Below are 26,556 nucleotides of genomic sequence, written 5' to 3'. Positions count from 1 at the left end.
TCCGACCGAGCCGGATTGCAAGAGGCCGGTCCCCCATGGGATGGAGCCCGCCTCGGACCGGGGCGAGCGCGGTGGCGGGCCGCCTCGGCGTCACGGCGTAACGCCGCGGGCCGCGGTCGGGGCTCCCGTGGCCGGCGGCTCCGTACGCTGGGTCCGCCCGCCGGGCAGCCGTGGGGTGACCAGGAAGGCGGCGAGGGTGACGCCGCCCGTGGCCAGGATCGCCGCCTTCAGACCGTCGAGCTGCGCCGACGCGTAGGAGTCGGTGACGGCGTCGACCTCGGAGGGAGGCAGCCCGGCCCGCTCCGCCGCCGTACGCACCTGTTCGGTCGGGACGAAGCTGATCCCCGCCTGGAGGGCCACGCCGACCTGCTGCCGGGCCTCCTGCGACAGCCGCGGGTCGTCGTCCACCTGGGTGGTGAAGGCATGGGCGAGGGAGCCGATGAGCAGCGAGCCGATGAGCGCGGTACCGAGGGCGGAACCCAGGTTCTGGGCCGTGAACTGCAGGCCGCCGACCTCGCTGCGTTCCTCCTCGCCCGCGCTGGACTGGACGACGTTGCCCAGTTGCGAGGCGAGCAGCCCCATGCCCACGCCGAGCAGGGCCATGGCCAGGGCGAACTGGGTGTCGTCGATGACGGGGTCGATCGTGGCCAGCAGCCACACGATGGCCCCGGCCAGGGTCGCCAGGGCCAGCCGCACCACCCGGCGCGGTCCCGCGAGCCGGCCCAGGCGGGCGGCGACCAGGGAGGAGGCGAGCATGGTGAGGGAGACGGGCAGCAGCCGCAGTCCCGTCTCGAAGGCGTCGAAGCCCTGCACCACCTGCAGGTAGAGCGGGATGGTGAAGAACAGACCGAGCAGGATGAGATTCTGGCTGAGCAGCGCCGCCAGGCCGGAGCGCAGTGCCGGTCGCCGCAGCAGGGACAGGTGCACCAGGGCGTCGACGTGGTGGGCGGCCCTGCGGCGCTCCCAGTGGGCGAAGGTGGCGAGTACGAGGGCTCCGGCGCCGACGACGAACAGGGTCGGCGCGAAGCCCATGACGGTGAAGGGCGGGTTGCGGGGCTGCACCCAGCCCCAGGTGCTGCTCTGCAGCACACCGAGCACGCCAAGTCCGAGACCCGCCGCCGAGAGCACGGCGCCGACGCCGTCCATCGAGGGACGCGGGCCGGTCCGGGGCGCCTCGGTGATCGCCCGGCGGAAGAAGAGCACGGCGACGACCACCACGACCTCACCGGCGAAGACCAGCCTCCACGTGAGGTACGTCGTCACCCAGCCGCCCAGCAGCGGGCCGACGGCGATGCCCGCACCGGCGAGTCCTCCGATGACGCCGTAGGCGACGGCCCGGTCCCGGCCCCGGTAGGACTCGGCGACGAGGGCTGCCATGGCGGGGAGCACCATCGCGGCCCCGAGGCCCTCGATGACCGACCAGCCCACGGCGAGGACCCACAGGGTGGGCGCCACGGCGGTGAGGGCGGACCCGGTGCCGTAAACCATGAGACCGAGGAAGAAGAGCCGTCGGCGGCCGAGGATGTCCCCGAACCGCCCACCGATGATCATGAACGCTGCCATGACCAGCGCGTACAGCGTGATGACGGCCTGGATGGCGGTGACCTCGGTGTCGAAGTCCTCGACCAGTTGACTGATGGAGACGTTCATGACGGACGTGTCCAGAACCATCAGGAACTGGGCCGTCCCGAGGACTATCAGAGCTCGCCAGTGCTTCACCGCGTCCACCTCGTCGAGTAGGCCAGGAACGCCACTGCCGCCACCCGGACGACGACCGCTTCACCATCTCCATCGCAGCTCAGAAGCAGTGTCGGCGCCTCACCCGCCACGGGCGAGGCAGCCACCGCGCGGCCGAACGCCCGACTACCGGTCGGCTCGTGGAACCGCCTTGCGACGATGCCGCTGATCACCACCGTCGGACGCCCGCGGCCGGTTGGCCGTAGGTGGCGCGGAACGGTCTTACGGAGTCAGCGTCCGCATCACCGCTCGGTGGCCCCGTCCCATGGTTCGGTCCGCCCGAACCGAGCGAATCCTCGGTACTGCGCGTGCGCGTTCTCGCCGCTCTCGCCGCTCTCGCGGGCTGCTTCCCTCTGCCTCCGACTCGACCCTCCCGAGGCCAGATCCAGCAACCACACGCCGGCAAGGGAAAGACAACCGACGGAGATCAGCGCCCGACGGAACAGCGAAGATTCGGAGTACACACGCGGCAGGATACGGAAGCGGGGTTCCCAGCGGCCTCGGCCGAACGGCCGCGGCCCGGCCGTCACAACCGGCCATCCGGCCGAGACAGCCACGTTGGCGTCCCCTGAACCAACAGTGGGGCCAGGCGTGTGGCGCCTGGCCCCCGACGTCTTCTGCTTCAGCGAACGCACCGCGTCCGTGTTCGTGTTCGTGCGAGGCGACTCGCGACAGGCTCTACCGTGCGGCGAGCCCTGACCCCCACCACGGGACCCGGTCGCCGACGTCATTGACCGCAAAAAAGTCCCTGACAGCGGCCCTCTCGGCGGCGTCAGGCTGAACGTTGAGGCAGTCCGATCCTCCCCAGGCACCCGACATCACCTTGGAGCACGGACTGCCCGGGCCCAGGTCGGGAAGCGACAGAATATGCCCCAACTCGTGGACGACGATACGAGAAGGCTTGTACAGCTGGGCGTCACCGACCTCCAGGTACACCCAACCCCGGCCCGCGCCCTTGATGTTGACATGGGACTGAACTCCCTTGGCCGTCTTGTACTCCATGACCCGCAGCGCCGCCGGAGTGTCCTGCTCAACGAATTTGATCGACGGGACAGAGGTGTTCCATATCCCGATCGCCTCGCGGGCCGCGTCCGTGTAGGAGCCGGCCAGCAGAAGGTCGATGGGGATGATCTCGGGTGCCGGGTCGGCCGCGTTGGCCGGCGTGCCGACACCCAGCAGGGCGCTGGACGCCAGAACCACCGCCGACAACAGATTCAGTGCTCGCGCCATTGAAATGCCTCCGTTCCATTTCCAACGGAGGCTAGAGGCCTCGGGTGTGGTCCTCAACGCACGTTCCGGCCGCTTTGATCGACGAAATGGCCTGTATCAGTGATCCGCCCCTCACGGCGGGAACAGTCTCGAACGGGTCCGGCCTCTGGCGTACTTATGAATCTGTTTCGACGCTCAACCGCGACGGGGGAGCTGACCGGTGGGCGGCGATCAGTGTTCGATGAGGACCGGTTCCTCGGTGATCGTGAGGGGATCGCCGGGCCGGACCGCGTCCTTGTCGCCGTTCAGCCGGTGTACCGCCCGGACGTCCGGCCCCGCGTCGGTGGTGGCGGTACCGGTGTCGGTCCAACGGATGGTGGCCTGGTGATCGCGCTGGGACCCGGTGACGGTGAACTCGCACTCCCAGACATTGCTCGGGAGGCCGGCGGGAAGACCGTGGCCGCAGGAATGGATCCGCGCATGGCCGAGCCAGCGCTGCAGTTGCTCGACGGCCAGTGCCGCCCGGGTGGGGGAACCGCCCTCGGCCTGCAGGACGACGGGGATCCTGGTCCCGCCCCAGTTGTAGAAGTACATACGCTCGAGGTTGACATCGCGCGCGTACAGGCCCACGAGATAGAAGCGCACGGCGTAGTTGGTGGCACGACGGCTGTCCAGTGAGTCCTGCAGCGGGATCTCGTACATGGTTCCGGTGTTCCAGACGGGCGGGTGAACGCCGGCGTCGTGCAGGATCTCGTCCACCTTGTAGGTGAGGTCGAGCATCGTCTCGGGCGGGTCGGAGGCGGTGCGTTGGTAGAGCTTGATGCCGGCGACGTCGCAGTGGCGGTACCCGCCGAGCTCGGCGAAACGGCGCAGGACGTCGATCCCGTCGGTGTTCCACAGGCGGCCCATGCCGGGACATACGACGGTGGCTTCCGGGTCCGCGGCACGGATGATCCGGGCCGCCCTGCGCGTCAACTCCGTGAGCGTTTCGACGCTGCCGTTGTAGAAGCGGGAGTCGTTGGCCAGCACCCACAGTTCGTAGGCCTCGATGCGCCCGCGGTACCTGTGGACCAGGGCGTGCACGAAGGCGTCCCAGTCGGCCAGTCGGTCCGGTGGTGCGGCTCGGGAGTCGTCGTCGTAGGGCCCGACCGGGCCGTTCGGACTGGCCCACGCCGGTGTGCCTCCCATGACGAAGAGGGCGGGCAGACCCGCCCGTCGGGCTCCGCCGACGAGCCTGTCGAGGACGGACCAGTCGAATTCTCCGCGCTCCGGTTCGAGGTCGGCCCAGAGTGTGCCGCTGTCCCACAGCCGCACAGCGCCGGTCCGGAAGGACGGCATGGTGCCCGTGGTGCTGTTGATCGTGACGCCGAAGTGGGTCGGTGGAACCGGTGTGGGGAAGCTGACCCAGCCCGGTCCGGATATCCACTGCGCCGCGTGCCGTGACTGCGGCTGACGCAGGCGCGGCGGACCCGCGCTGGCCGCGGTCGTGCCCAGCAGCAGGACGGACATCACGGCGGCGAGCAGATAGGTGAAGTCGCGTCTGCGTCTGCGGCCGTTTCCTCTCTTCGGCAGGGTCGGCGGCAGGAGGACGGGTACGTCCGCCGGTCGGTCGATGGAGTCGGCGTCAGGCAGGATGTGCGTCTGCTTCTGCTTCCGCGCGGGGCGGCCGGGCGCCTCGGACGTCTCCAGGGCGCGCACCCACAGTCTGTACAGCGTTGTCGTCTCGGCCCTGTCTGCCTGACACGCCTTGGCAAAGCGCTCGACGGTGGCGAAGTCCTTGGGGAGGCTGTGCCCGGCGCAGTACCGGTAGACCGTGGATTTGCTGGCGTTGATCTGCTGTCCGATCGACTGGTAACTGCGCCCGCTGCGCTGCTTGAGCTCCTCCAGAGCAGCGGCCAGCTCGTTGTCATCCGGTGCTTTGGCCATGGGCCCCCCTCACGTTGCTGTCCGGCGAAGGACGGCGGTGTCCGGGGCCGGCCGCCCAACCGCCGCCTCCCTTTGTGGGGCACGGCGCCGGCCCGCTCGACGGGATCTCGGCGTTCCGGGACGCCTGAACCCTCCAGCTAGAGACGTGGGCGGCGTTCCAGCCGTTCCATCTTCGGGCTCGAGCCTTGCTGGGCGCCGGCCCGTGGCCCACGATCTGATCGCCGGTCGGGCCGTGGCAGGACCGCCTGCTTCGGCGGCCCGAAGCATCGGCAGCATCGCACCGACCAGAAGAGGGGGAATGATCATGCATTCAGCAGTCCGGGGTATCACCGCGGTACTCGCCGCAGGAGCGGCGATGCTCATGGCCGACGCAGGCCCGGCCCACGCCGTGACCGGAGGGGACGTCATCCGTCACGACAGCATCCAGAACCTCGTCATCGCCAAGGACATCCGGAACTACAACGCGGGCTACGGATCGAACTGCTCGATCTGGAACTGGGGTGGCGGGAACACCTGGAACTGGGTCCAGGGCGGCGGCAACTGCCGGACCTCCAGCATGAACGGCCGCACATACAGCTGGACCGTGTGGAACGACACCGACGCCTTCACGCTGCAGTACGAGGCGTACTGGCTGAACATGCACGGTTCCTGGCGCCGCGTCAACGCGAACGTCTACACCAAGATCCAGGACCACGAGAACGCGCACTGCTACCGCGAGTCCGACGGCGTCAACTGCTACGTCTCCTACGGATGACATCCGCGGCGAAAGCGGGCGCCCGGTGGAGGGCCGACCACGCACAGGACGACAGACAAGAGGAGAAGACATGCCGCTGCACGAGCTGTTGTTCAGCAAGCGGTCCAAGGCGGTGGCCGTGGTGGGTGCGACCGCCCTCGCCTTCGCTGTGGCAGGACCCGCGCCCGCAGCGTACGCGGGCCCCAAGTGCGGGAATCTCGGATGTTCATCGACCGTGAATGACAGCAGCGTCGGAGCCACGGCCTACTTCAACTGGTGCAGGGGCTGGGATCTCACCGGCGCCACGACGACCACCGAGCCGACCTGTAAGAGCGACGACGTCCCGCAGAAGACGGAGTGGCTCAGTCCGGGCGAACACACCCCGTGGAGCCAGGACTGGGACGCGTTCCGAGTCGACGCCGGGTGGTGCTACAAGGTGTCGTTCGACATTCCCGGACCGATCAACGACGACGAGACGTACGACCGGCGAGGCAAGTCGGCGCTCTGGGTCAAGGTCGGGGACGAAGCCAACGCCCACATCGTGCGTCAGAGCTCCAGCTCCTGCTGAGCCAGGCACGCCGCACCGCCTGTGACGCCGCGAGCCCCGGTCTCCCCGCCGCCGGGGCTTCGCGGCTTCCCGCGCGTCCTCGGAAAGGGGCACCGGCCCCGGCTCGGGAAGGGGCACCGGCCGGCGGGTGCGTCGACCCGTGCTGTCGGCCGGGTGGCCAGGTCACAGCAGTCGCAGCTCGCGCGCGCGGCGTACCGCGTCGGCCCGGCGATTCACCGCCAGCTTGCGGAAGACGCTCTTGAGGTGGGTCTTGACGGTGTTCACGGACAGGCACAGGTCGGCGGCGATCTCCTCGGTCGACAGCATCCGGTCCAGCAGTCGCAGCACATCGCGTTCGCGTCCGCTCAGTTCCTCCACGACCGGCGGGCGGCCCTCGGCCAGGGGCGGTGCGGTGTTCTGCGGCGGTCCGGGGGTGAGCCAGCCGGTTGCGAGGCCCCTCAGCGGCGGGGCGTCGAGGAGGGGCCGGAGCCACCCGCCGGCCTCGGCGAAGGGCCGGCGCAGGCGTTCCGCTCGGGCCTCGTGAAGTGCCCGGGCGACAAGCCGACGCGCGGTGGCGGGGTCCCCGACCGCTGTCGCGGCCTCTGCGCGGACCAGCAGGGCCCGTACGGTCACCGCCGGGCCAAGGCGGCTCGGGGGCCGCAACCCGCCCAGCAGGTCGATCGCGGCGAGAGGCCGGCCCGCGGCGAGGTGGGCCCGTGCCTCCTGCACGGCGCACACCGGCTGGTCCCCGGGCACCGCGCGCAGCAGGGCGACGGCCTCCTCGGGCCGGCCTTCGGCGAGGCGGGCGGCGGAGACGGCGAGCGCGGTGTGGCCCTGCGCCCAGGGCGAGACGGCGTCGGCGGCGACGGCGTGCTCCGCCGCCCTGAGGGCGGCCCGGGTGTCCCCGTGGGCCAGCAGCAGGCGGGTGGTGGCGAGGGCCAGGCCGGCCTCGGTGACGGGGTCCCGCGTCGGTGGACGGATGTGCTGCGCCGCGTGGAGGTGGGCTCGCGCCAGTCGTAGTTCGTCCCGGTCGACGGCCACGGCGGCCAGGACCAGCCGTCCCAGGCCGGAGCCGGACGGCTCCGGCAGACCGTACCGCTCGGCCGTGCTCAGCGCGGCCATGGCCCTGCGTTCCGCCTTGTCGGGCCAGCCGTTCAGACAGTCGATCAGGGCGAGACGGCCGAGACAGTCCGCGCGCGGCAGGGCGGTCGACGCGTCGCCGGAGGAGTCGGCCACCGGGGAGAGGGCCGCTCGTGCCTCCTCCAGGCGCCCGGCCCACAGGCGCGCCGAACCCAGATGGGTCCGCAGGAGGGCGGCGACTTCGGGGTGCCTGTCCAGGAGGTCGGCGGGGACCTGCTGCCGTAGGCCCTCGGCCGCCCTGGCGGCCAGCTCAGCCCAGCTCGGCGAGCCGGTCAGCCTGGCCGCCAGGGCCTCCAACAGGGCACAGCTCAGCCGCGCTACCGCCGGCCCCGGTTCCTCCTCCGGCTCCGTCCGCGTGTCCTCCTGCGCCGCCAGGCTCCGCTCCGCGCGTCGCAGGTGGGCCAGACCACGGTCCAGCTCGCACCGCGACAGTTCACGGGCCGCGCGTACGAGATCCGTGGCGGGGCTCCTGGATTCCGGGCCCATCCGGGAGAACAACTCGGCGAGGGCGTCGGAGCGCGGGCCGGTGAAGAGCCGTCCGATGGCGAGGTCGTCGACGAGAGCGCCGGCGGCGAACTCCCAGTCGCCCGCGGCGGCGCCGTGGTCGAGCGCTTCCGTGAGGGTTCCCGAACGCCGCAGCCACCGGGCGGCCCGCCGGTGCAGTGTGGGTTCCAGACCTGGACAGCGTCGGCGCAGGTGGGCGCGGAGGATCTCCTGGAACAGCGGGTGGAGCCGGTACCAGGCGTGGCCGAGGTCCTCGACGAACGCGTTACCCCGATGGAGTTCGGCGAGTATGCCCTCGGCGTCGGTGCGCCCCGTCAGCACGTTCGCAAGCTCGGGACGGAACCGGTCCACGACACTGACGCGCAGCAGGATGTCCCGCGTCTCGGGGCGCTGCCGATCGAGCACCTCGGCGAGCAGGAAGTCGGCGACCGCCGTGCGCTCGGCCTCGAACCGCTTCAGATACGTCTCGGGGTCCGGCTCCTGCCCTGCGGCCAGGGCGCACAGCCGCAGACCGGCCGCCCACCCTCGGGTCCGCTCCACGAGTGCCTCCGCCGCACGCACGGGGAGGCTCAGGCCGTGCAGCCCCAGCAGTGCTTCCGCCTCCTCGGGCGTGAACGCCAGTTCGGCGCCCCTGATCTCCGTCATGTCGCCGACCGCCCGGTGGCGGTGCAGGGGCAGCAGCGGATCGGTGCGCGTGACGAGGATGAGGCGCAGGCCCCGGGAGGCGTGGCGCAGCACGTACTCGAGCTGCTCCGCGATGGCCGGGTCGGTCACCCTGTCGTACTCGTCGAGCACCACGAGCACGGGCCGGTCCCGGGCGTCCAGCTCGGTGGCGAGCCGTGTCAGCAGCGTACGGTCCACGCGGCCGGCGTCGGCGGGGCCGCCGATCCCGTCGGGCAGCGCCACACCGGACGCGCGCAGCGCCTGGAGGAAGTACGCCCAGAACATGCCGGGGCGCCGGTCGCCGGTCTGGTGGGTGAGCCATGCCACCGGCCGGCCCCGCCGCGCCGCCCAGTCGGCGACCAGGAGTGTCTTACCGGCTCCCGCGGGTCCGTCGACCAGGGTCAGCGGGGTCTGGAGGGCCTGGTCGAGATGGTCGACCAGCCGTTCACGGCGGAGGAACGTGGCGGGGAGGGCCGGTACGGCGAACCGGGTCCGCAGGAAGGGGTCACCCTGGGGGTCGGCATCCGGGACGGCGGGACCCGAACCGCTCGCCGACAACCCTGCCATCGCGCTCACCACCGCTCATCAGGCCACTCTCCCGGGCAGCGCTTCTCGTTCAGCATCCCAGCGATCCCGCGCGGCCGCGCGTGCTGCCGGGGGACGCGGCCGTGCCGGAGGCGGGGCTGGAGGGGGGCGGGGCTGGAGGCGGAGCCGGGCCAGAGGCGGAGCCGGGCCGAAGGCGGAGCCGGAGGTTGGCGGGCTGGAGGCTGGGCTGGGCCGGGGGCGGCACGCCGTGCCGAGCTTCCCCGGCGGTCTCCTCGCGAGGCCCCATCGACGAGGCGGCGCAGGGCGCACCACCCGGCGGTGCGAAGTCCCCGGCGGCTCGGTCAGTGCGATTCGCGGGTCACCTCGGAGCCGCTGGAGCCGATGAGAAAGTCGAGGTCGGCACCGGTGTCGGCCTGGAGGACGTGGTCGACGTAGAGGCGTTCCCAGCCGCGCCGGGGGTTGGCGAAGCCGTCGAGCGTGGCCCGGTTCGGCTCGCGGCGGGCGAGTTCCTCGTCGGTTACGTCGACGTCGATGCGCCGGGCCTCCACGTCGAGGGTGATGAAGTCGCCGGTCCGCACGAGGGCGAGGGGGCCGCCGGCGGCAGCCTCGGGGGCGACGTGCAGGACGACCGTGCCGTACGCCGTGCCGCTCATCCGGCCGTCGCACACGCGGACCATGTCACGGACGCCCCGTTCGAGGAGCTTCTTCGGCAGGGGCATGTTGGAGACCTCGGGCATGCCCGGATAGCCCTTGGGGCCGCAGCCGCGCAGGACGAGGACGGAGTCGGCGTCGACGTCCAGGTCGGGGTCGTCGATGCGGGCGTGGAAGTCCTCGACGGAGTCGAAGACGACGGCTCGGCCCCGGTGGCGCAGCAGGTGCGGGGAGGCGGCGGCCGGTTTGACGAGCGCGCCGTCGGGAGCGAGGTTGCCGCGCAGGACCGCGATGCCGCCCTCGGCGACGAGCGGTTCGGCGCGCGGGCGGATGACCTCGCTGTCCCAGACCGGAGCGTCGTCGAGATGGTCTACCAGGGGCTTGCCGGTGACGGTCGTCGCGTCGGGGTCGAGCAGGTCACGGACCTCGCGCAGGACTGCGAGCAGCCCCCCGGCGCGGTGGAGGTCCTCCATCAGGAAGCGTCCGGCCGGCTGGAGGTCCACCAGGACGGGGACCCGGGAGCCGACGCGGTCGAAGTCGTCGAGGGTGAGGTCGATGCCCAGGCGTCCGGCGATGGCCAGCAGATGGACGACCGCGTTGGTGGAGCCGCCGATCGCGGCCAGCGCGACGATCGCGTTGTGGAACGACGCCTTCGTCAGGAAGGTGCCCGGCCGCCGGTCGGCGCTCACCAGGTCGACGGCCAGCCGGCCGGTGTGGTGCGCGGCCTGCAGCAGTCGGCTGTCGGGGGCGGGCGTCCCGGCCACACCGGGGATCACCGTGCCCAGGGCCTCCGCCACCAACGCCATCGTCGAGGCGGTCCCCATCGTGTTGCAGTGCCCCCGGCTGCGGATCATCGCCGACTCGGAGCGGGTGAACTGCTCCTGGGAGAGCGTGCCCGCCCGGACCTCCTCCGACAACTGCCACACACCCGTGCCGCAGCCCAGCGGAGCGCCGCGGAAGGTGCCGTTGAGCATCGGGCCGCCGGGGACCACGACGGCGGGCAGGTCCACCGAGGCGGCCGCCATCAGCAGCGACGGGATCGTCTTGTCGCAGCCGCCCAGCAGGATCACTCCGTCGATGGGGTTGGCCCGCAGCATCTCCTCCGTGGCCATCGCGGCCATGTTCCGCCAGAGCATCGCGGTGGGCCGTACGTTCGTCTCGCCGAGCGAGACCACGGGCAGGTCCAGGGGGATGCCGCCCGCCTCGTACACACCGTTGCGGACGGACGCGGCCACCTCGTCCAGGTGCGCGTTGCACGGGGTCAGGTCGGAGGCCGTGTTGGCGATGGCGATCTGCGGCCGGCCGGAGAAGGCGTCGCCCGGCACGCCGCGTCGCATCCACGCCCGGTGGATGTAGGCGTTGCGGTCCTGCCCCTCGTACCACTGCGCGCTGCGGAGCGTCACCACGGAGCCCCTTCCGACCGTCGGTACGGCGGTCTACAGTCCGGAACGCGATGAAGCATACGCAGGCGTGCGAGAGATCGGCAGACCGCGGTGCGGGCGGCCCGGAGGGCTTCCGGAGGCATCGGCTCGTGGGGGCGGGCCGGGTGCCGGCGGTCCTCAAGGAGCCGTCGGGGTACCCCGACGGGATGGGGCTGGAGGGGCTGACCCGGGTGATCGGCAGTCCCGAGCCGACCGTGGACCAGGTTCTCGGCGCGCTGCGCCGGGCCGGCCTGGCCGGTCAGGACGCCCGTGGCCCCTCGGCCTCGGCGACGAGTTTCCGCGCCTGGCCTTCGCCCACCACTAGGCACGCCCCGAGCACCTCCGCGTCCGGCCCACGCTCGAAGCGTCGGCGAACCCCTTCGGTGAGACGCCGCCCCACATGGTGCTCGACGGCCGTGAGGTCGTACACCGCGCCGAGGCGGACCCGCCCACCGACGCTTGCTTCGCAGGCTGTTGGGCAGGCTGGAGGAGGTTCGACGGTGGGCCGGCGACGCGCCCCGTAGAAGTCCAGCCGACGACGCCCGGCCGGCACCCTGCCGAGGACCCGCCTCCTCCCGAGGACCCGCCGCGCCCCGCCGAAGCCCTGCCGAGAACCGCCGAAGACCCGACTCACACCCGGCCCCCACCTTGGAGACAAGACCGTGTCCCTCATGCGCGCGTTCGTCCTCACCGCCCCCGGCGCGTTCGAGGTCCAGGAGGTCCCGGCGCCGGTCGCGGGCACGGGCGAGGTCGTCGTCGACGTCGAGCGGGTCGGGGTGTGCGGCACCGACATGGAGTTCTTCACCGGCACGATGGCCTACCTCCACCAAGGTCACTCCTCGTATCCGATGCGGCTCGGCCACGAGTGGGCGGGGCGGGTGACATCGGTCGGCGCCGGGGTCGACCCCGGCTGGGTCGGACGCCGGGTCATGGGCGACACGATGCTGGGCTGCGGCGACTGTCGTCGCTGCCTGCGGGGCGGCCGGCATGTGTGCGAACGGCGCCGGGAGGTCGGCATACGCGGGGGTCAGGCGGGTGCCCTGGCCGAGCGACTCGCCGTCCCCGCCTCCTCGTTGCACGCCCTGCCCGACTCCGTGGACGCCGTGCTCGGGGCGCTCGTGGAGCCGGGCGGCAACGCCCTGCGTGCCGCGCGGGCGACCGCGGCACGGCCCGGGGACCGTGTGCTGGTCCTGGGCCCGGGGACGATCGGGCTGCTGGTCGCGATGTTCCTGCGAGCCGCCGGTGTCGAGGTCCACCTCATGGGCCAGGCCCCCGCCTCCCTCGCCTTCGCCCGTGGCCTGGGCTTCGCTCACGCCTGGACGGAGGACTCCGTCCCGGACCTGCCGTTCGACGCCGTCGTCGACGCCACGAACGCCGCCCGGCTGCCGAACAGCGCCCTGGAGTCTGTGGAGCCGGGGGGCCGCGTGGTGTACATCGGACTGGCCGGCGAGCCCAGCCGGATCGACACCCGCACGCTCGTCCTCAAGGACGTCACGGCCGTCGGCATTCTGTCCGCCTCTCCCGGCCTCGAAGCGACCATCAGCGCGTACGCCACCGGCTCGGTCGACCCCGGACCGCTGGTCGCCGCCACGGTCGGTCTCGACGAGGTGGGCCCCGTGCTCGCCGGAGAACGACCGGCCGGCGCCGGTCCCGGCCCGAAGATCCACGTCGACCCCCGGCCCGGCCGGGCGCGACCGGGCCCCTGAGCGGCCGCCGCGCTGTCGGCGGGGCGGTTCTCGCACGTGGCAGGGCCCGGACTACCGTACGGAGAGATCACGATCCGTCCGGGAGACGGGGAGGTCACGATCCGTCCGGGAGTTCGCATGGCCGGTAGCCGCCGGAAGAGACCCGTCGAGCCGTTCGAGGCCATCGAGCCTCCGGGCAACGTCGAACTGGTCCTCAGCGTGCTGGCGGTGTCCGCCCTGGTCGAGGCCCTCGGGGTGCTGTCCGGGTCCGAGGTGTGGCTGCTCGGGCTGCTGGTGTTCCTGCCGGGCACGGCGTCGGCGCTGTGCACCGTCCGGCAGACGGCGTTCGTCGCCGCGTGGACCACGCTCGTCGTGACCACCACCGCGGCGGTGCGCAACGTCGACGCGGACCGCTGGCTCGACCGGCTCCTGCTGGTGCTGCTCACCCTCGCCCTGGGAGTGGCCTCCGTCTACGCCTGCCACCGGCGCATCAAACGCGAGCACGAGATGCTCCGGCTGCGCTCCACCGCGGCCGCCATGCAGCGGCACATCCTCCACCCCCTCCCCCTGCTCACCGACGACGTCCTGGTCAACGGCGTCTACGAACCGCTGCAGGAGGACCGGCTCGTCGGCGGCGACATCTATGACGTGGTCGCCTCGCCCTGGGGGACCCGGGTGCTGATCGGGGACGTCCAGGGCAAGGGGCTGGCCGCCGTGGGCACCGCGTTCGCCGTCATCGGCGCCTTCCGTGAGGCCGCTCACCGCGAGCCCACGCTCACCGCGCTCGTCGACGCCCTGGACGCCGCCGTCGTCCGCCACAACTCCTACGCCGAACTCACCGGCGACGACGAGCGCTTCGTGACCGCCCTCGTCCTCGGTGTCGACGCGCACAGCGAGGAGGTGCAGGCCGTCAACTGCGGGCACGTCCTGCCGCACGTCATGCACGAAGGCACGGTCACCACGGCCGAGTTGGAGTCGGGCGTACCGCTCGGGCTCGCCGAACTCGCCCTCGAACCCACGACCGTGGGCTGGTTCCCGTTCCCGGACGGCGCGACGCTGCTCCTCAGCACCGACGGCCTCACGGAGACCCGCGCCGCCGACGGCACCTTCTACCCGGTCGACGAACGCTTGGCCGAGCGCCTCGACCTCTCCCCCACCGACCTGCCCCGGACCCTGTACGAGGACGCCCGCGCCTATGCGGGCGGCGGCGGCCGACACGACGACGTCGCCGTCCTGACGGTCCGCCGCGCACCACGTCTCTGATCACGACCGCCACGGCCTCGGACCGGCCGTCGGAAAAGAACCGAAAAGGATTTCCGCTGGCGGGACCGCCTCTGTCAACTCCGCTCTCACTCACCTCTCTTGACACTTCAACAGTGCGCTTCTACGTTGCGAAAACCTTTTAGGTCCTTTCCACACTCCCCGGTTCATGAACGTCGGTGCCATCGCGAGCGAACGCGTGTTGTCAACGGGACAGGGAGCATCCGATGAGAAGACCGCACGTCCTCCTGGTACGACGCCGGCGCACGAGGTGTCTCCTCGTCGCGCTGGTACTCAGCGTCTGTTCCGTCGTCGCCGCGCCGCCGGCCGCCGCCGCGCAGACCATCGGGCTCCCCACCTTCGGCGGACCCGCGATCCCGGCGCCACCCGTCGCCCACACACCGGGCGACATGATGAAGGCCATCTACGACGCGGAGAGTTCGGGCACCGACTTCTGGATGGACCGTCTGCTCGCCCGCCCCGGCAACGACCCCGCCGGGCCCTGGCTGATGAGCCGGGGGCGGGCGCTCTTCATGAAGGAGCACAACCCCTCCCAGCTCGGCTTCGGCGGCAAGGTCGCCTACTGGGAGAGCATCAACGACAGCAACGCCTACACCGTCGCGATCACACCGGGCACCTTCACCGAGCAGGTCGCCCAGCGCCGGCAGACGCCCAGCCACTGGAAGAGCGTGCACACCAGCGGCTCGATCACCGTCGACCAGACCAAGTTCATCACCGACAACAACGTCGCCGTGACCAACCTGTCCATCAGGAACAACGGTTCCAGTGCCACGACGCTGCGGTTGCGGGCGACCTCCCCGTACGCGACCTCCGGCAGCGGCAGCGAGCTGACCGGGCAGGTCAACGCCTACAACAACCTGACAACCCTCGGCCCCCGGCTCACCGGCGACGGGTTCAGCGCCTCGAACGGCGCACTCAACCGGTCGGTGACGATCGCGGCCGGGGCGACGGTGACCGCGAAGGTGGTCATGGGCTTCGTCACCGACGAGATCCCCCAGTCGCTCACCGAGTACACGGCGTACGCGGGCCACTCGCCGGCCACCGCCTTCGCCACCCACGTCCGGGCCTACAACCTGTGGTGGGCGCAGAACGTGCCCTACATCGACGTGCCCGAGCCGGCGATCAAGAAGAACATCTACTACCGCTGGTGGCTGATGCGCTTCAACAGCCTCGACGCGGACATCCCGGGGCAGACGTTCCAGTTCCCGACCTCCACCGAGGGCGTCCTCGGCTACAACAACGCCGTCGCGCTCACCCAGCCGATGCACATCGACGACCTCAAGTACCTGCGCAACCCCGCCTACGCGTACGGGGACTGGCTGAGCGTCGGCCAGACCTCCAAGGGCGGCCGCTTCCTCGACAACCCGGGCGACCCGGAGAACTGGTCCAACAGCTACACCCAGTACATCGCCGAGGCCGCCTGGAAGAGCTACCAGATCCACGGTGGCCAGCCCGGCATCGCCGCCAACCTGGCCCGCTACGCCGAGGGCGACGTCAAAGGACAGCTCGCGCACTACGACCACGACGGCAACAAGCTCATCGAGTACGACTGGGGCGCGCTGACCGGCAACGACGCCGACGCCGTGTCCTTCCACTGGAAGTCGGGCAACATGGACCGCGCCGAGTCGGCGTACCAGTACAGCGGCGCGCTCGCCGCCGCCAAGGCCTATGAGGCGACCGGCGACACGGCGAAGGCCACCGAGATGCGCACGCTGGCCAACCAGATCAAGGACGCCATCGTCAACGTGCTGTGGAACCCGGGCCGGCAGCTGTTCGAGCACCGGCTGAAGTCGACGAACGAATGGGTGCCCTGGAAGGAGATCAACAACTACTACCCGTTCTCGGTCGGCGCCGTCCCCAACACCGCGACGTACCGGCAGGCACTGCGGCTGTACGACGATCCGGCCCAGTACCCGATCTTCCCCTTCTACACGGCCAACCAGGTCGACAAGAAGGCGGCGGCCGACGCCGGGGAGCCGGGCTCCAACAACTTCTCCACCATCAACTCGACCGTGCAGTTCCGGCTGTACTCGTCGGTGCTGCGCAACTACCCCAACTCCTGGATGAGCGCGACCGACTACAAGAAGCTCCTCTACTGGAACACCTGGGCGCAGTACGTCGGCGGCAACACCCAGTGGCCCGACGCCAACGAGTTCTGGGCCGACTGGAACGGCAGCTCGATCGACTACCGCTCGTGGATCCACCACAACATCCTGGGCAGCAGCAACTGGACCGTCATCGAGGACGTGGCCGGACTGCGGCCGCGCGACGACGCCAAGGTGGAACTCTCCCCGATCGACATCGGCTGGAGCCACTTCACGATCAACAACCTCCGCTACCGGGGCGCCGACCTGTCCATCGTCTGGGACGACCCGGCCGACGGCGTGGTGCGCTACCCCGGCGTCCCGGAGGGCTACTCGATCTACGTCAACGGAAACCGGGCCGCCACCGTCAGCTCGCTGGTGCCCTTCACCTGGGACCCCGCGACCGGTGCGGTGACCACCGGCGGCACGGTCACCCACCGCACCGCCGTCGCCGGGCTGAAGGCCCCCACCCAGGTAGTGCAGGACAGTCCGCAGATGGTCGACATGCTCGCCAAGGCCGGCGTCGACCTGACCGCGAACCTGACCAACCTGGCCGCCGGCGCGGCCGTGTCCGCCTCCCACACCGGCTCCGGCAGCAGTGTCCTGGGCGCGGTCGACGGCTACCCCACCAACGAGCCCTTCTGGGGTGCGGGCGGCTCCTCCAACAGCCAGGACTGGTACGAGCTGAACTTCGGCACGACCCGCACGCTCGACGAGGTGCGCCTGCACTTCAAGGACAGCCGCCCCGCGAGCACCACCTACCGGGCACCCTCCGCGTACACCGTCCAGTACCACAACGGCAGTTCGTGGGTGAACGTCCCCGACCAGACGAAGAGCCCGGCGGCGCCACGGGCCAACTACAACCGGGTGCGGTTCCCGGCGATCGACGCCCAGCGCGTCCGGGTACTGGCCACCAACGCCTCCGGCGCCAGGACGGGCCTCACCGAGGTGAAGGTGTTCAACCGGGGCGGCGTCCAGCCGCCGGCCAACCAGGCGGCCTCGGCCACGGCGTCCGCGTCGTACACCTCTCCCTGGGAGAGCGTCACCGCCGTGAACGACGGAATCGATCCGCCGTCGTCCGACGACACCGTGAACCCGCGCTGGGGGGCCTGGCCGGAGACCGGACAGCAATGGGCGGAGCTGACCTGGCCCGCCGCGAAGACCCTGAACAGGGCCGAGGTGTACTTCTTCGACGACGACCAGGGCATCGACATGCCTGCCTCGTGGAAGCTGCAGTACTGGAACGGCGGTGCGTACGTGGACGTGCCGGGCGCCGGGAGCTATCCGTCGGCCAAGAACCAGTACAACACCGTCACCTTCGACGCCACGAGCACCACCCGGCTACGGGTGCTGCTCACCGGCAACGGCACCAACTCCGTCGGACTCCTCGAAGCAAAGGTGTACGGACCGTGACCCGAAGCAGATCCCTGTCCGCGCTCATCGCCTCGGTCGCCATGGCCGTCGCCTTCCTGGTGGCGCCACCGCCCGCTGCCGCCGCCGTCTCCTTCACCTCGACGGGGGTGAACCAGAACGGCGGCAACTGTCTCGATCTGCCGGGCGGCTCTATGGCCGACGGTACCCGGCTACGGGCCCTCACCTGTGACGGAGGGGCGAACCAGGGCTTGAGCTTCACACCTGTCTCGGGAGCGGCCGACACCTACACGATCACCACCCGGTCCGGACAGTGCGTCGACGTGTACGGCGCCTCCACGGCGGACGACGCCGCGATCATCCAGTGGCCCTGCCACGGCGCGAGCAACCAGCGGTGGCGGCTCGCCCCGGTGTCGGTCTCCGGCACGGACAAGACCTTCAACCTGGTCTCCGTCGGCTCGGGCAAGTGCGTCGCGCCCAGCGGCGGTTCGTCGGCCTCGAACACCGACCTGGTCCAACTGCCGTGCTCGGCGGCGAACGGCAGGGTGTGGCGGCTTCCCGGGTTCACCGGCGGCGGCACCGCCCCGAAGACGTTCACCAACCCGCTGGCCCAGCGCGGCCCCGACCCGTGGCTGACGTACCACGACGGCTTCTACTACCTCGCCACCACGACCTGGAACTCGACGGTCACCATGCGCAGGTCGAGCACCCTCGCCGGGCTCGCCACGGCCACCGAGCAGGTCGTCTTCCGCCTGACCCGGCCCAACGGGGCCGGCACGATGTGGGCCCCGGAGTTCCATCTGCTCGACGGCCCCAACGGCAAGCGCTGGTACTTCTACTACACGGCCGGCCGGGAACCGTTCGACCTGGGCACCCAGCGGATCCACGTCCTGGAGAGCGCCGGCCTGGACCCGATGGGTCCGTACAGCTTCAAGGCCGACCTGCTCGACCCGACGCAGGACAACACCTGGGAGCTGGACCCCGGAATCCTGCAACTGGACGGGAAGCTGTACCTGCTGGGCACGTACTACAACGGTTCCCAGCCCATGTTCATCCGGCCGCTGTCGAACCCGTGGACGGCGAACGGCACCCGCCGGGTGCTGTCCACGCCGACCTACGGCTGGGAGACGGTCGGCGGCGCGGTCAACGAAGGCGCCGAGGTCCTGCAGCGGGGTGGCAGGACGTTCATCGTCTACTCGGCCAGCCACTGCTCCACACCCGACTACAAGCTGGGCATGCTGACCCACAACGGCGGTGACCCGCTCAACTCGTCGTCCTGGGTCAAGTCGCCGAACCCGGTCTTCCAGCGGTCCGACTCTGCCGGTGTGTACGGCCCCGGCCACAACGGGTTCTTCAAGTCGCCCGACGGGACCGAGGACTGGATGGTGTACCACGCCAACAGCTCCGCCTCCGGCGGCTGCGACATGAACCGGTCGACCAGGGCGCAGAAGTTCACGTGGAACGCCGACGGCACCCCGAACTTCGGCACCCCGGTACCGCTCGGCGCCACCTTGACCGCGCCGTCGGGCGAATAGCCCCAGCGAGCCAGAGCGGTCGGCACGGTCCGACCGCAAGGGCCGCTGCACCCAGAGCGGTCGGCACGGTCCGACCGCAAGGGCCGCTGCACGAGGTGGAGCTGGTGCCCCTGCGCGCGCGTGGCGGCCCGTCGCCCGGCGACGCGCACGCGGCGGGCCGGCTGCGGCCGCGCTGGGGCGGGGGGCCGTGGCCGTCATCGTGGACCGGGCAGCTCCGCCGCGATGCACCGTGAGCCCGCGCTCGTCACCTCCCTGCATCCGAAGAGGTCACCGTGATCGGCCGCTGGGGCCGGGACACGGACGCCGGTGGGACCAGGCCGTACGCGCTGCCGCCCGGGCCCCGGTCGCTGGAGCCCTTCCTGCCGGGCCGGGAACCCGATCCCACGGCTCTTCTGCACGTCAACTCCGGGTGGCGAACTGCTGACGGGTGCGGGCGGGTCCGGGTGCCTGCGGTACGGCGGCGCGCGGGGCCGGGCGGTCTGCGGGGCGCCGTGGGTCAGTCCTGGACCAGTTGGCCGGCCAGCCGGTGTGCCTGGGCCAGCAGCGTTCCGTAGGTCACCAGGGCGTCGGGATCGTCCGCGACGGCTCCGGGCAGTCGTCGGCGGAATGCGTCGAGCGTGCGCTGGAGTTCTCCGACGGCCTCGCGGAGTTCCCGCGCGGCGGAGTCGTCGTGGCCGTTCGAGGCGAACCGGGTCTCGCTGTAGAGGCGGATGGCGCGCGCCGTGTGGCGCAGGAAGACCGCGTAGGGCTGGGCGAGGGCCTCGGCGGGCCGGGCCGCCTCGACGTTGTGGTCGGCGGTCTCCCACACCGTCCGGGTGACGCCGGCGGTGTGGACGGCGACGTAGTCGAGCACGGCCAGCGCGTCGGCGTACGCCTTGCCGGGCGGGGCCAGGGCGTGCTTGCGGCGTGCCCAGGGGTTGATGCGCATGCTCTCCCGGCTCCAGCCGATCGCCGAGCCGGCCTGGTCGACCAGACGGCCCAACCGCAGGGCGCGTTCGTGCCAGTCGCCGGCCTGGTGCGCGTCCCACTCGCCCTCGGCCAGCCCGTCGGCCACCGCGTCCAGGATCTCCTGGGCCTCCCGGGCGGCGTCCGTCAACGCGGCGCGGGTGTCACGCAGGTACACCGGAGGCCGGATCAACGCGTTGACCGCGACACCGACCACCGCGCCGAAGAGCGCCTCGGCGATCCGGGCGGCCGACGCGGCGACGGTGACCTGACCGCCGGTCAGCACGAAGAGCGCGCCGGTTGCCGCGTAGACCCCCTGGCTGCCCAGTCGTTGCCACTGCCCCAGCAGCAGCACCGTCGGCAGGACCAGGGCCATCGTGACCATCGTGTTGTCCAGCGCCAGGGCCGCGGCCGTCGCCACCACCGTGCCCACGGCGATGGCCGCGACCTGCTGCAGCCCGTGCGCGACCGACCGGTACACCGTGGACTCCACGATGACGACCGCCACCCAGGGCGCCACGAACGCCATCGGGGCCTGCAGCCACCAGCCTGCCACCGCCCAGGCGATCCAGGCGGCCAGCGCCGCCTTGCCCGCCTGGGCCACCAGATCCCGCTCACGGCCCGGCTCCGCCCAGGCCCATCGCACTGTCCGCACGACGTCCGCACCACGTCGCCGTATAGCCCGTACCGTCCTGCCCGTCCACTCCATGGCACACCAAGTGCCACGACGAGGACGATCCGCACCCCCCGACCACGACTTTCGACGGACGAACCCTGCCGATGCGCCGAAGAAGCATGGCGTGTCCGCCACCAGGATGGGCACGCGAGGCGTGCAAGCACGGCACGGCGCGCACCGCAGGTCGCCGACGAACCACCCCGCCCAACGACTCGGACGCCGGCGGTGACGGCTCCGTCCGCCACGACCTCGGCGGACGCCACGCCGACGCCGTGGAGGCGGCTGCGGCAGCGGTCTCCACGGCGCCCGTGCGAGGCTGGTTACCGGCTCATTCCGGACGGCGCGAAGCGGAGGACGGTGTGGACTGGGATCGGTTCGCACAGCAGATGGCGTCTCTGGCGCGGGATCTTCTGGCGCAGCAGTCGGTCGATGCCACGCTGGAGCGGATCACCGTCTCGGCCACCGAACTGGTGGAGGGCTGTGACGCGGCGGGAGTGCTCGTGCTGCACGGCAGAAAGGTGCGGACGCTGGCCCCCACCGACCAGTTGGTCGTCGACAGCGACCTGCTGCAGGAGCGACTGGGCGAAGGCCCCTGCTTCGACGCCGCTGTCGGCTCGCGGGGCGAACAGGTCTTCCGCATCGCCGACCTCACCGCACAACCGCCGCGCTGGCCCTCCTACGCCCCCCGGGCCAAGCGCCTCGGAGTGGGCAGCATGATGGGCTTCCTGCTGTTCACCGAGGACGAGGACCTCGGCGCCCTGAACCTGTACTCCCATGAGCCCGGTGCGTTCACCGAGGTCAGCGAGCTGGCCGGCTGGCTGCTCGCCTCCCACGCGGCCGTCGCCTTCTCCAGCGCTCGTACCCATGCCCAACTGGAGCAGGCCGTCGCCACCCGTCATGTGATCGGCGAGGCCATGGGCATCCTCATGGGCAGCCACCACCTCACCGAGACGGAGGCGTTCGACGTGCTGCGCCGCTTCTCGCAGGAGAACAACATCAAGCTCCGCGAGGTCGCCCGCCGCGTCTGCGAACAGGGCAGCCTCTGACGACCTCGGGCGGACGGCTCCTCCGGCACGTTGTCTGAACCAGAGAAGCCTGGTCGGGCCGGCCCCCATGGGAACGCCGTTGAACCCGACCTGCTCACCAAGTCCCCCCGCCCCGGCTCCCCACACCTCCCGGAACGCGACGACCGCGCGGCAGGTCGGTGCGGGTAGCCGGAGAGGACCGTGCGCAGGCCGCGTACCGTGCGGCAGCCGCGTATGGACACCGTCGGGCGGGGCACTCGGGGCGGGCGGGATCCGTGGGACGGCGCGGATCCCGACGCCCTAGGCACCCATTCACCACGCACCCACGCATACGCATACGCACCCACGCGCGAAGGACTGTGCTCATGAGCGACGACGAGCGGCGGAACCCGGTCGAGCGGCACCCCCAGCCGGACTTCCCCCAGCAGGACCAGAAGCATCCCGGCTGGACCGGCCCCATGGACCCGCCGCCCGACCACGGGGAGGACTCCTACTGGGGGAGCGGGCTGCTGAAGGACCGCAAGGCCGTGCTGACCGGCGGGGACTCCGGGATCGGCCGCGCGGTCGCGGTGGCGTACGCCCGGGAGGGCGCGGACGTGCTGTTCACCCATCTGCCGGAGGAGGCGGAGGACGCCCGGGAGACGGCCCGGCTCGTCGAGGACGCCGGGCGGAAGGCGATCGCCGTCCCCTGCGACGTGCGCGACGAGGAGCAGTGCCGTGCCCTGGTCGAACGGGCGGTCGCCGAGTTCGGCCGGATCGATGTGCTGATCAACAACGCCGCCTACCAGATGTCACAGCCGGACGGGATCCAGGCGATCTCCACGGAGCAGTTCGACCGGGTGGTACGGACGAACCTCTACGGCATGTTCTGGCTGTGCCGGGCGGCCCTGCCGCACATCCCCGCCGGCGGGTCGATCATCAACACCACCTCCGTCCAGGCGTACAAGCCCAGCCCGCACCTCCTGGACTACGCCATGACCAAGGGCGCGATCGTCACGTTCACCCAGGGGCTGGCGCAGACGGTCGCCTCGGACGGCATCCGCGTCAACGCGGTGGCGCCTGGGCCCGTGTGGACGCCGCTGATCCCGGCGACGCTGCCGGACACCCAGGAGTTCGGCAAGCAGGCGCCCCTGGGACGGCCCGCGCAGCCGGCCGAGATGGCGCCCGCCTATGTGTTCCTCGCCTCCGAACGGGCGAGTTTCGTCACGGCGGAGATCCTCAACGCGACCGGCGGCACTCCCCTGCCCTGACGAGCCCCGACGTTTGGGAGCTCCGGCGACGGGAACCCGAGGGGCGCACACGAGGGCTGCGGCCCGCCCCCCGGACCGGAAAGAGGATGAGGTGTCGTGAGCACGCACACCGTCGAGAAGCTCGTCGTCCGCGAGAGCGGCTGGGCCAAGGCCCGCCATCAGCGCGGGAAGGGTGTGCGCCTGTGCCTTCCCGCCCTCACGGGTCCGGACGGCCGTCGTGCCACGGAGGCCGAGGCGGACTCGAACATCGTCAGGGGTGACGACTGACTTTTCCGGACCAAGGGCGGGCCATGGCGAAGGGCCGGCCCCGACAAGCCAGCTGTCGGGGCCGGCCCTCCGCCATGGTCGTTGTGCGTCAGTCGTCCTTTCCTCGGCCGGTCAGAGCGTCACGCATCCGGTCGACGAGGCCCATGCCCGGCGCGAGCAGCTTGTTGGCCGGAGGGGTGTCCGGTGCCGCCGGGTGGGGCCGGGTGGGCGCCGTCTTCTTGGCCGTGCGGACCTTCTCACCGAGGCTGTTCAGGGCGTCCGCCGAGCAGGCCTCGCGCAGCCGGGGGAAGAGGTTGCTCTCCTCGTCATGGATGTGCGACCTGATCTCGGTCATGAGCTGGGTGATCAGCAGGTCGAAGTCCGGGTCGTCGGCCTCGCAGCGTTCCAGGGCCTTCATGGTGCGCTCGGCCTCGGCGTGGTCCTCCAGTTCCCGGTCGGCGATCATGTCACCGTCCGTGATGTGTTCCCGGACCGCCGGGTAGAGGTAGGCCTCCTCGGCGACCGAGTGACGCACCAGCTCGATGGTGACCTTGTCCACGTACTGCTTGCGCTGCGGATCACCGGAGGGCAGTGCCTCGATCTCGCCGAACATCTCCTCCACCTCGCGGTGGTCGGTGATCAGCTCGGCGATGACGTCTCCGCCGTGTCCCATGTCCTCGCTCCCTTCCTCTCACTCCCGGCCGTCCGTCCCGGCGGGGTCCCTTGCGGGGGTCAGTGAAACGCCTCCGCCCTCGCATGCCAGGCATTGACACCGCCGAGGAGCGGACGGCCGGATCGATCGACCCCAGGTACCCACGAACGGCCCAACCACACGGGCGTACCGCACGGCCGCACGGGGAACCCGGCGGTGACGGGCAGGTGCGGGGACTCCTGACCCCGCGGTGGCCTGCGGGACCACGACCGCCTCGCCGCCCGACCGTGGGCCTGGGGCCTGAGGGTTGGGGCCGCCCTACGGCCTGAAGCCTGTTACGAGCGGGCGGGCTGGTTGGCGATCAGGAGCGTGCAGTCGGCGGGGCGGAAACCCAGACGGGTGTAGATGCGGGCGACGGAGTCCTCCGCGTAGGCGAGGAACACGGTGTGCACGCCGTGGTCGCGCGCGTGCGCGACCAGGGCGGCGGTGACGGCGGCGGCCAGCCCCTGACGGCGGGCGGTGGGGAGGGTGCCGATGCCCCCGATCTCGGTGGTGCCGTCCGCCGGGTGGTAGTGGCCGGAGGCCAGCGGGGTGCCGTCCGGGCCCAGGGCGGCGACGAGTGTCTTGTGTCCGGCGCGGAGGCTGGGGCGGACCGTCTCCACGGTGCCGTCCGCGGTCAGTTCCTCCGCCACCGACAACAGCTCCCGACGGCCCGCGAGGCCCACCCCGGTGCCCGTTTTGGCGAAGGCAAGCCGGGGCAGCGCGAGGGCCTCGGGCAGCGCGGGATCATCGGCCGTGAGCACCCGGACCGTAACACCGTGCGGCAACGGCTGGGGCCGGACCGACCGGTGCGGATCCAGCGCCATCAACGGGCGTTCCGCCACCGGCAGTCCGGCCGCCTCGATGCCGGCACGCAGCGACGGCGCCGCCTCGGCCAACCACTCGAACGCCTCCGGCACGCCGAGTTCGCGCTGCCGGGCCCGCACCCCGGCGATGTCGGCGCCCGTGACGGCCGAGGTCCCCTCGTAGGTGGGTTGTGCGTGGCCCGGCCCGCCGTAGTACGGGGCGCCGGGCTCCTTGCGTACGAACAGACGCAGCGGCCCGAAGTCCTCGGCGTCGGCGAACAGCAGGGGCACGGTGGCGTAGTACCGCTCGACACGGGCACGTGGCGTCTCACTCATGGGGCGCATCCCACCACGGGACCCCACGGCACCGCACCCGGGATTCACCGGGTGTCGGCTCGCGTCCCGGCGAACCGCGTCAGCGACGCGCCGTCACTGGCCGCCGACCTCGACCCCGGGCTCGTAGTTGGTGAGCACGCAGTCCTCGACGCTCGCCTTCTCCACGCGGTAGCCGGCCGGGGCGGAGAACCCGGGCTCGCAGTTCAGGGAGAGGAACTGCAGTTGGTACAGCCCGCCGCGGATGCTCGGGTCATTGGTCTCCACCGCGATGTTCTCACCGACGAGCAGCCTGCTCGCGGTGGCCTTCAGACGGTTGTCGTCCTTCAGATCCTCCTGCTGGGCGGCCTTCGCCCGGCTCTGCAGGAGTTCCATGTCGCTCACCATGTCGAGCCAGTTGAGGTTGTGCGCGCGCTGGGCTCCACCGGGCTCGCCGCAGATCGCCCGCTCCTCGACGCCCCAGGGGCGGTGGGCGCCGGTGATCACCGGCTGATAGTCGATCGACTCCACAGCGAGGGCGGCCGGGGCGGTCGAGTAGGTGGTGCAGTCGACCGTGTGCGGGTGCACCAACCGCTTCAGCTCGGCCAGGCTCCCCGCGCGTGGCAGGCCGAGGCTCCCCGCGGGGGGCTGGCCCGGCTTCCCGGACTCGCCTTCCCCTGCCGGGTCCTGCGGGGACTCGAAGTTGGGGCTGCCCTCCCCGCCTTCGCTCGCGACGAAGTCGCTCAGGACGCAGCCCTCGACGGCGGCCTTCTCCCGCTTGTAGCCCTCGGGCACCACGGCCGTGGGGTTGCAGGTGAGTATGCGCAGGTCCGAGCGGGAGAGTTTGAGCGCGGTCTTGGTCTCGGTGGGCGTGACGGCGAAGTCCTTCCCCACGAAGACGCGGCTGAACAGGCCGTAGTCGCGGTCACCGGAGGCGATCTTCGCCAGCACGCGCTTCTTGTAGCCCTCCTGGAACGCCTTCGGGTCGGAGAACGCGTAGAGAACGATCTCGCCGTCCTGGACGCGGTCGCTGCACACCCCGCGCTCGGTCACCGACCACTTGCCGACAGCGGTGAACTCGCTGAGCGGCAGTCGGCTGTCCGACTCGTCCGTACTCATCCGCTCGCACGAGGCGTACCGCTGGACGTACACCTGGGCCCGCTCGAGCGTGCTGGTGTCGGCGCCGCTGTCCGTGGAAGGGTCGGTCGCGGCGGTCGTACGCCCGGCGTCGGAGTCCTCACAAGCGGTGATCAGGGAGAAGGAAGCCAGCGCGGCGGTCGTTGCGATGATCCGCTTGAGATGCATGGTTCGCTTTCGTCGAGGCGGTTTGATGGCCGGTCAGTGGCGTGCACATGCTAGGCGCAGGTGATCTTTGTGAGCCAACCCGGTGCCCCGAGCCCCGGGTTGGCACTCGACCGGACGGTCCGGCCGCCGTCGGTGAGGGCTCGTGCCGGCTAGCGTCTGGGGCCCGCCAGGCGTACGCCACGGTGCCGGTGACCCGAGGGTCAGGGCCGTCCCCCAGGTCGCGGCCGTGGTGCCCGGGCGGCAGGAGCATCCAGGTGGCCGCCCGCA

General features: G+C 71.3%; 18 protein-coding genes. 9 read left to right on the top strand and 9 right to left on the bottom strand.

Annotation, left to right across the window (positions count from 1 at the left end):
• Positions 1 to 90: 90 nt before the first annotated feature.
• From ACFY9I_RS20155 to ACFY9I_RS20145, 3 genes are all read right to left on the bottom strand, one after another.
• The gene (locus ACFY9I_RS20155; RefSeq protein ID WP_391003388.1) at positions 91 to 1,719 is read right to left on the bottom strand and encodes an MFS transporter; all 1,629 of its coding nucleotides are present in this window, start codon (positions 1,717 to 1,719) and stop codon (positions 91 to 93) included.
• A gap of 696 nt (positions 1,720 to 2,415) precedes the next feature.
• Complete coding sequence (locus tag ACFY9I_RS20150; RefSeq protein ID WP_391003386.1) at positions 2,416 to 2,967, bottom strand: snapalysin family zinc-dependent metalloprotease; 552 nt, start codon at positions 2,965 to 2,967, stop codon at positions 2,416 to 2,418.
• A gap of 210 nt (positions 2,968 to 3,177) precedes the next feature.
• Positions 3,178 to 4,872, bottom strand: a complete 1,695-nt coding sequence (locus ACFY9I_RS20145) for a helix-turn-helix domain-containing protein (protein WP_391003384.1) — start codon at positions 4,870 to 4,872, stop codon at positions 3,178 to 3,180.
• A 304-nt stretch (positions 4,873 to 5,176) separates the two neighbouring features.
• Here ACFY9I_RS20145 and ACFY9I_RS20140 point away from each other — a divergent pair, with 304 nt between their 5' ends.
• Complete coding sequence (locus tag ACFY9I_RS20140) at positions 5,177 to 5,626, top strand: hypothetical protein (protein ID WP_391003382.1); 450 nt, start codon at positions 5,177 to 5,179, stop codon at positions 5,624 to 5,626.
• A gap of 70 nt (positions 5,627 to 5,696) precedes the next feature.
• Positions 5,697 to 6,173: a hypothetical protein gene (locus tag ACFY9I_RS20135; RefSeq protein WP_391003380.1), complete on the top strand. Its 477-nt coding sequence runs from the start codon at positions 5,697 to 5,699 to the stop codon at positions 6,171 to 6,173.
• A 162-nt stretch (positions 6,174 to 6,335) separates the two neighbouring features.
• Here ACFY9I_RS20135 and ACFY9I_RS20130 read toward each other — a convergent pair whose 3' ends face one another.
• The gene (locus ACFY9I_RS20130) at positions 6,336 to 9,026 is read right to left on the bottom strand and encodes a LuxR C-terminal-related transcriptional regulator (protein ID WP_391003706.1); all 2,691 of its coding nucleotides are present in this window, start codon (positions 9,024 to 9,026) and stop codon (positions 6,336 to 6,338) included.
• 320 nt (positions 9,027 to 9,346) lie between these two features.
• On the bottom strand, positions 9,347 to 11,059 hold the full coding sequence (locus ACFY9I_RS20125) for a dihydroxy-acid dehydratase (protein WP_391003378.1): 1,713 nt from the start codon (positions 11,057 to 11,059) through the stop codon (positions 9,347 to 9,349).
• Between the two features lie 689 nt (positions 11,060 to 11,748).
• Here ACFY9I_RS20125 and ACFY9I_RS20120 point away from each other — a divergent pair.
• The 4 genes from ACFY9I_RS20120 (at position 11,749) to ACFY9I_RS20105 (ending at position 19,033) form a co-directional block, all read left to right on the top strand.
• Positions 11,749 to 12,783, top strand: a complete 1,035-nt coding sequence (locus tag ACFY9I_RS20120) for an alcohol dehydrogenase catalytic domain-containing protein (protein ID WP_391003376.1) — start codon at positions 11,749 to 11,751, stop codon at positions 12,781 to 12,783.
• A 117-nt stretch (positions 12,784 to 12,900) separates the two neighbouring features.
• Positions 12,901 to 14,025, top strand: a complete 1,125-nt coding sequence (locus ACFY9I_RS20115; RefSeq protein ID WP_391003374.1) for a SpoIIE family protein phosphatase — start codon at positions 12,901 to 12,903, stop codon at positions 14,023 to 14,025.
• Between the two features lie 224 nt (positions 14,026 to 14,249).
• The gene (locus ACFY9I_RS20110; RefSeq protein ID WP_391003372.1) at positions 14,250 to 17,540 is read left to right on the top strand and encodes a discoidin domain-containing protein; all 3,291 of its coding nucleotides are present in this window, start codon (positions 14,250 to 14,252) and stop codon (positions 17,538 to 17,540) included.
• A complete protein-coding gene (locus tag ACFY9I_RS20105) occupies positions 17,537 to 19,033 on the top strand; it encodes a family 43 glycosylhydrolase (protein ID WP_391003370.1) in 1,497 nt (498 codons plus the stop codon). Before ACFY9I_RS20110 ends, ACFY9I_RS20105 begins: the two co-directional genes overlap by 4 nt.
• A gap of 496 nt (positions 19,034 to 19,529) precedes the next feature.
• On the opposite strand, the gene ACFY9I_RS20100 is transcribed toward ACFY9I_RS20105, so the two are convergent.
• Positions 19,530 to 20,687 carry an aromatic acid exporter family protein gene (locus ACFY9I_RS20100; protein WP_391003368.1) on the bottom strand — a complete coding sequence of 386 codons (1,158 nt, stop codon included), beginning with the start codon at positions 20,685 to 20,687 and terminating at the stop codon, positions 19,530 to 19,532.
• Between the two features lie 353 nt (positions 20,688 to 21,040).
• Here ACFY9I_RS20100 and ACFY9I_RS20095 point away from each other — a divergent pair, with 353 nt between their 5' ends.
• The 3 genes from ACFY9I_RS20095 to ACFY9I_RS20085 all read left to right on the top strand — a co-directional run bounded on the left by ACFY9I_RS20095 (position 21,041) and on the right by ACFY9I_RS20085 (position 23,196).
• On the top strand, positions 21,041 to 21,700 hold the full coding sequence (locus ACFY9I_RS20095; RefSeq protein WP_391003704.1) for an ANTAR domain-containing protein: 660 nt from the start codon (positions 21,041 to 21,043) through the stop codon (positions 21,698 to 21,700).
• Between the two features lie 344 nt (positions 21,701 to 22,044).
• Complete coding sequence (locus tag ACFY9I_RS20090; RefSeq protein WP_391003366.1) at positions 22,045 to 22,929, top strand: SDR family oxidoreductase; 885 nt, start codon at positions 22,045 to 22,047, stop codon at positions 22,927 to 22,929.
• 96 nt (positions 22,930 to 23,025) lie between these two features.
• Positions 23,026 to 23,196: a hypothetical protein gene (locus ACFY9I_RS20085; protein WP_391003365.1), complete on the top strand. Its 171-nt coding sequence runs from the start codon at positions 23,026 to 23,028 to the stop codon at positions 23,194 to 23,196.
• 88 nt (positions 23,197 to 23,284) lie between these two features.
• Here ACFY9I_RS20085 and ACFY9I_RS20080 read toward each other — a convergent pair whose 3' ends face one another.
• The 3 genes from ACFY9I_RS20080 to ACFY9I_RS20070 all read right to left on the bottom strand — a co-directional run bounded on the left by ACFY9I_RS20080 (position 23,285) and on the right by ACFY9I_RS20070 (position 26,289).
• Positions 23,285 to 23,848, bottom strand: coding sequence for a hemerythrin domain-containing protein (locus ACFY9I_RS20080; protein ID WP_391003363.1), 564 nt, complete (start codon positions 23,846 to 23,848; stop codon positions 23,285 to 23,287).
• Positions 23,849 to 24,162: 314 nt separating this feature from the next.
• Positions 24,163 to 25,008 carry a GNAT family N-acetyltransferase gene (locus ACFY9I_RS20075; RefSeq protein ID WP_391003361.1) on the bottom strand — a complete coding sequence of 282 codons (846 nt, stop codon included), beginning with the start codon at positions 25,006 to 25,008 and terminating at the stop codon, positions 24,163 to 24,165.
• 93 nt (positions 25,009 to 25,101) lie between these two features.
• Complete coding sequence (locus tag ACFY9I_RS20070) at positions 25,102 to 26,289, bottom strand: hypothetical protein (protein ID WP_391003359.1); 1,188 nt, start codon at positions 26,287 to 26,289, stop codon at positions 25,102 to 25,104.
• Positions 26,290 to 26,556: the final 267 nt, after the last annotated feature.

This window comes from Streptomyces sp. NPDC012510 (genome assembly GCF_042955065.1).
GTDB lineage: Bacteria > Actinomycetota > Actinomycetes > Streptomycetales > Streptomycetaceae > Streptomyces.
Note: the sequence above shows the minus strand (reverse complement) of the source record. Positions and strands in the feature narration are given on the sequence as shown.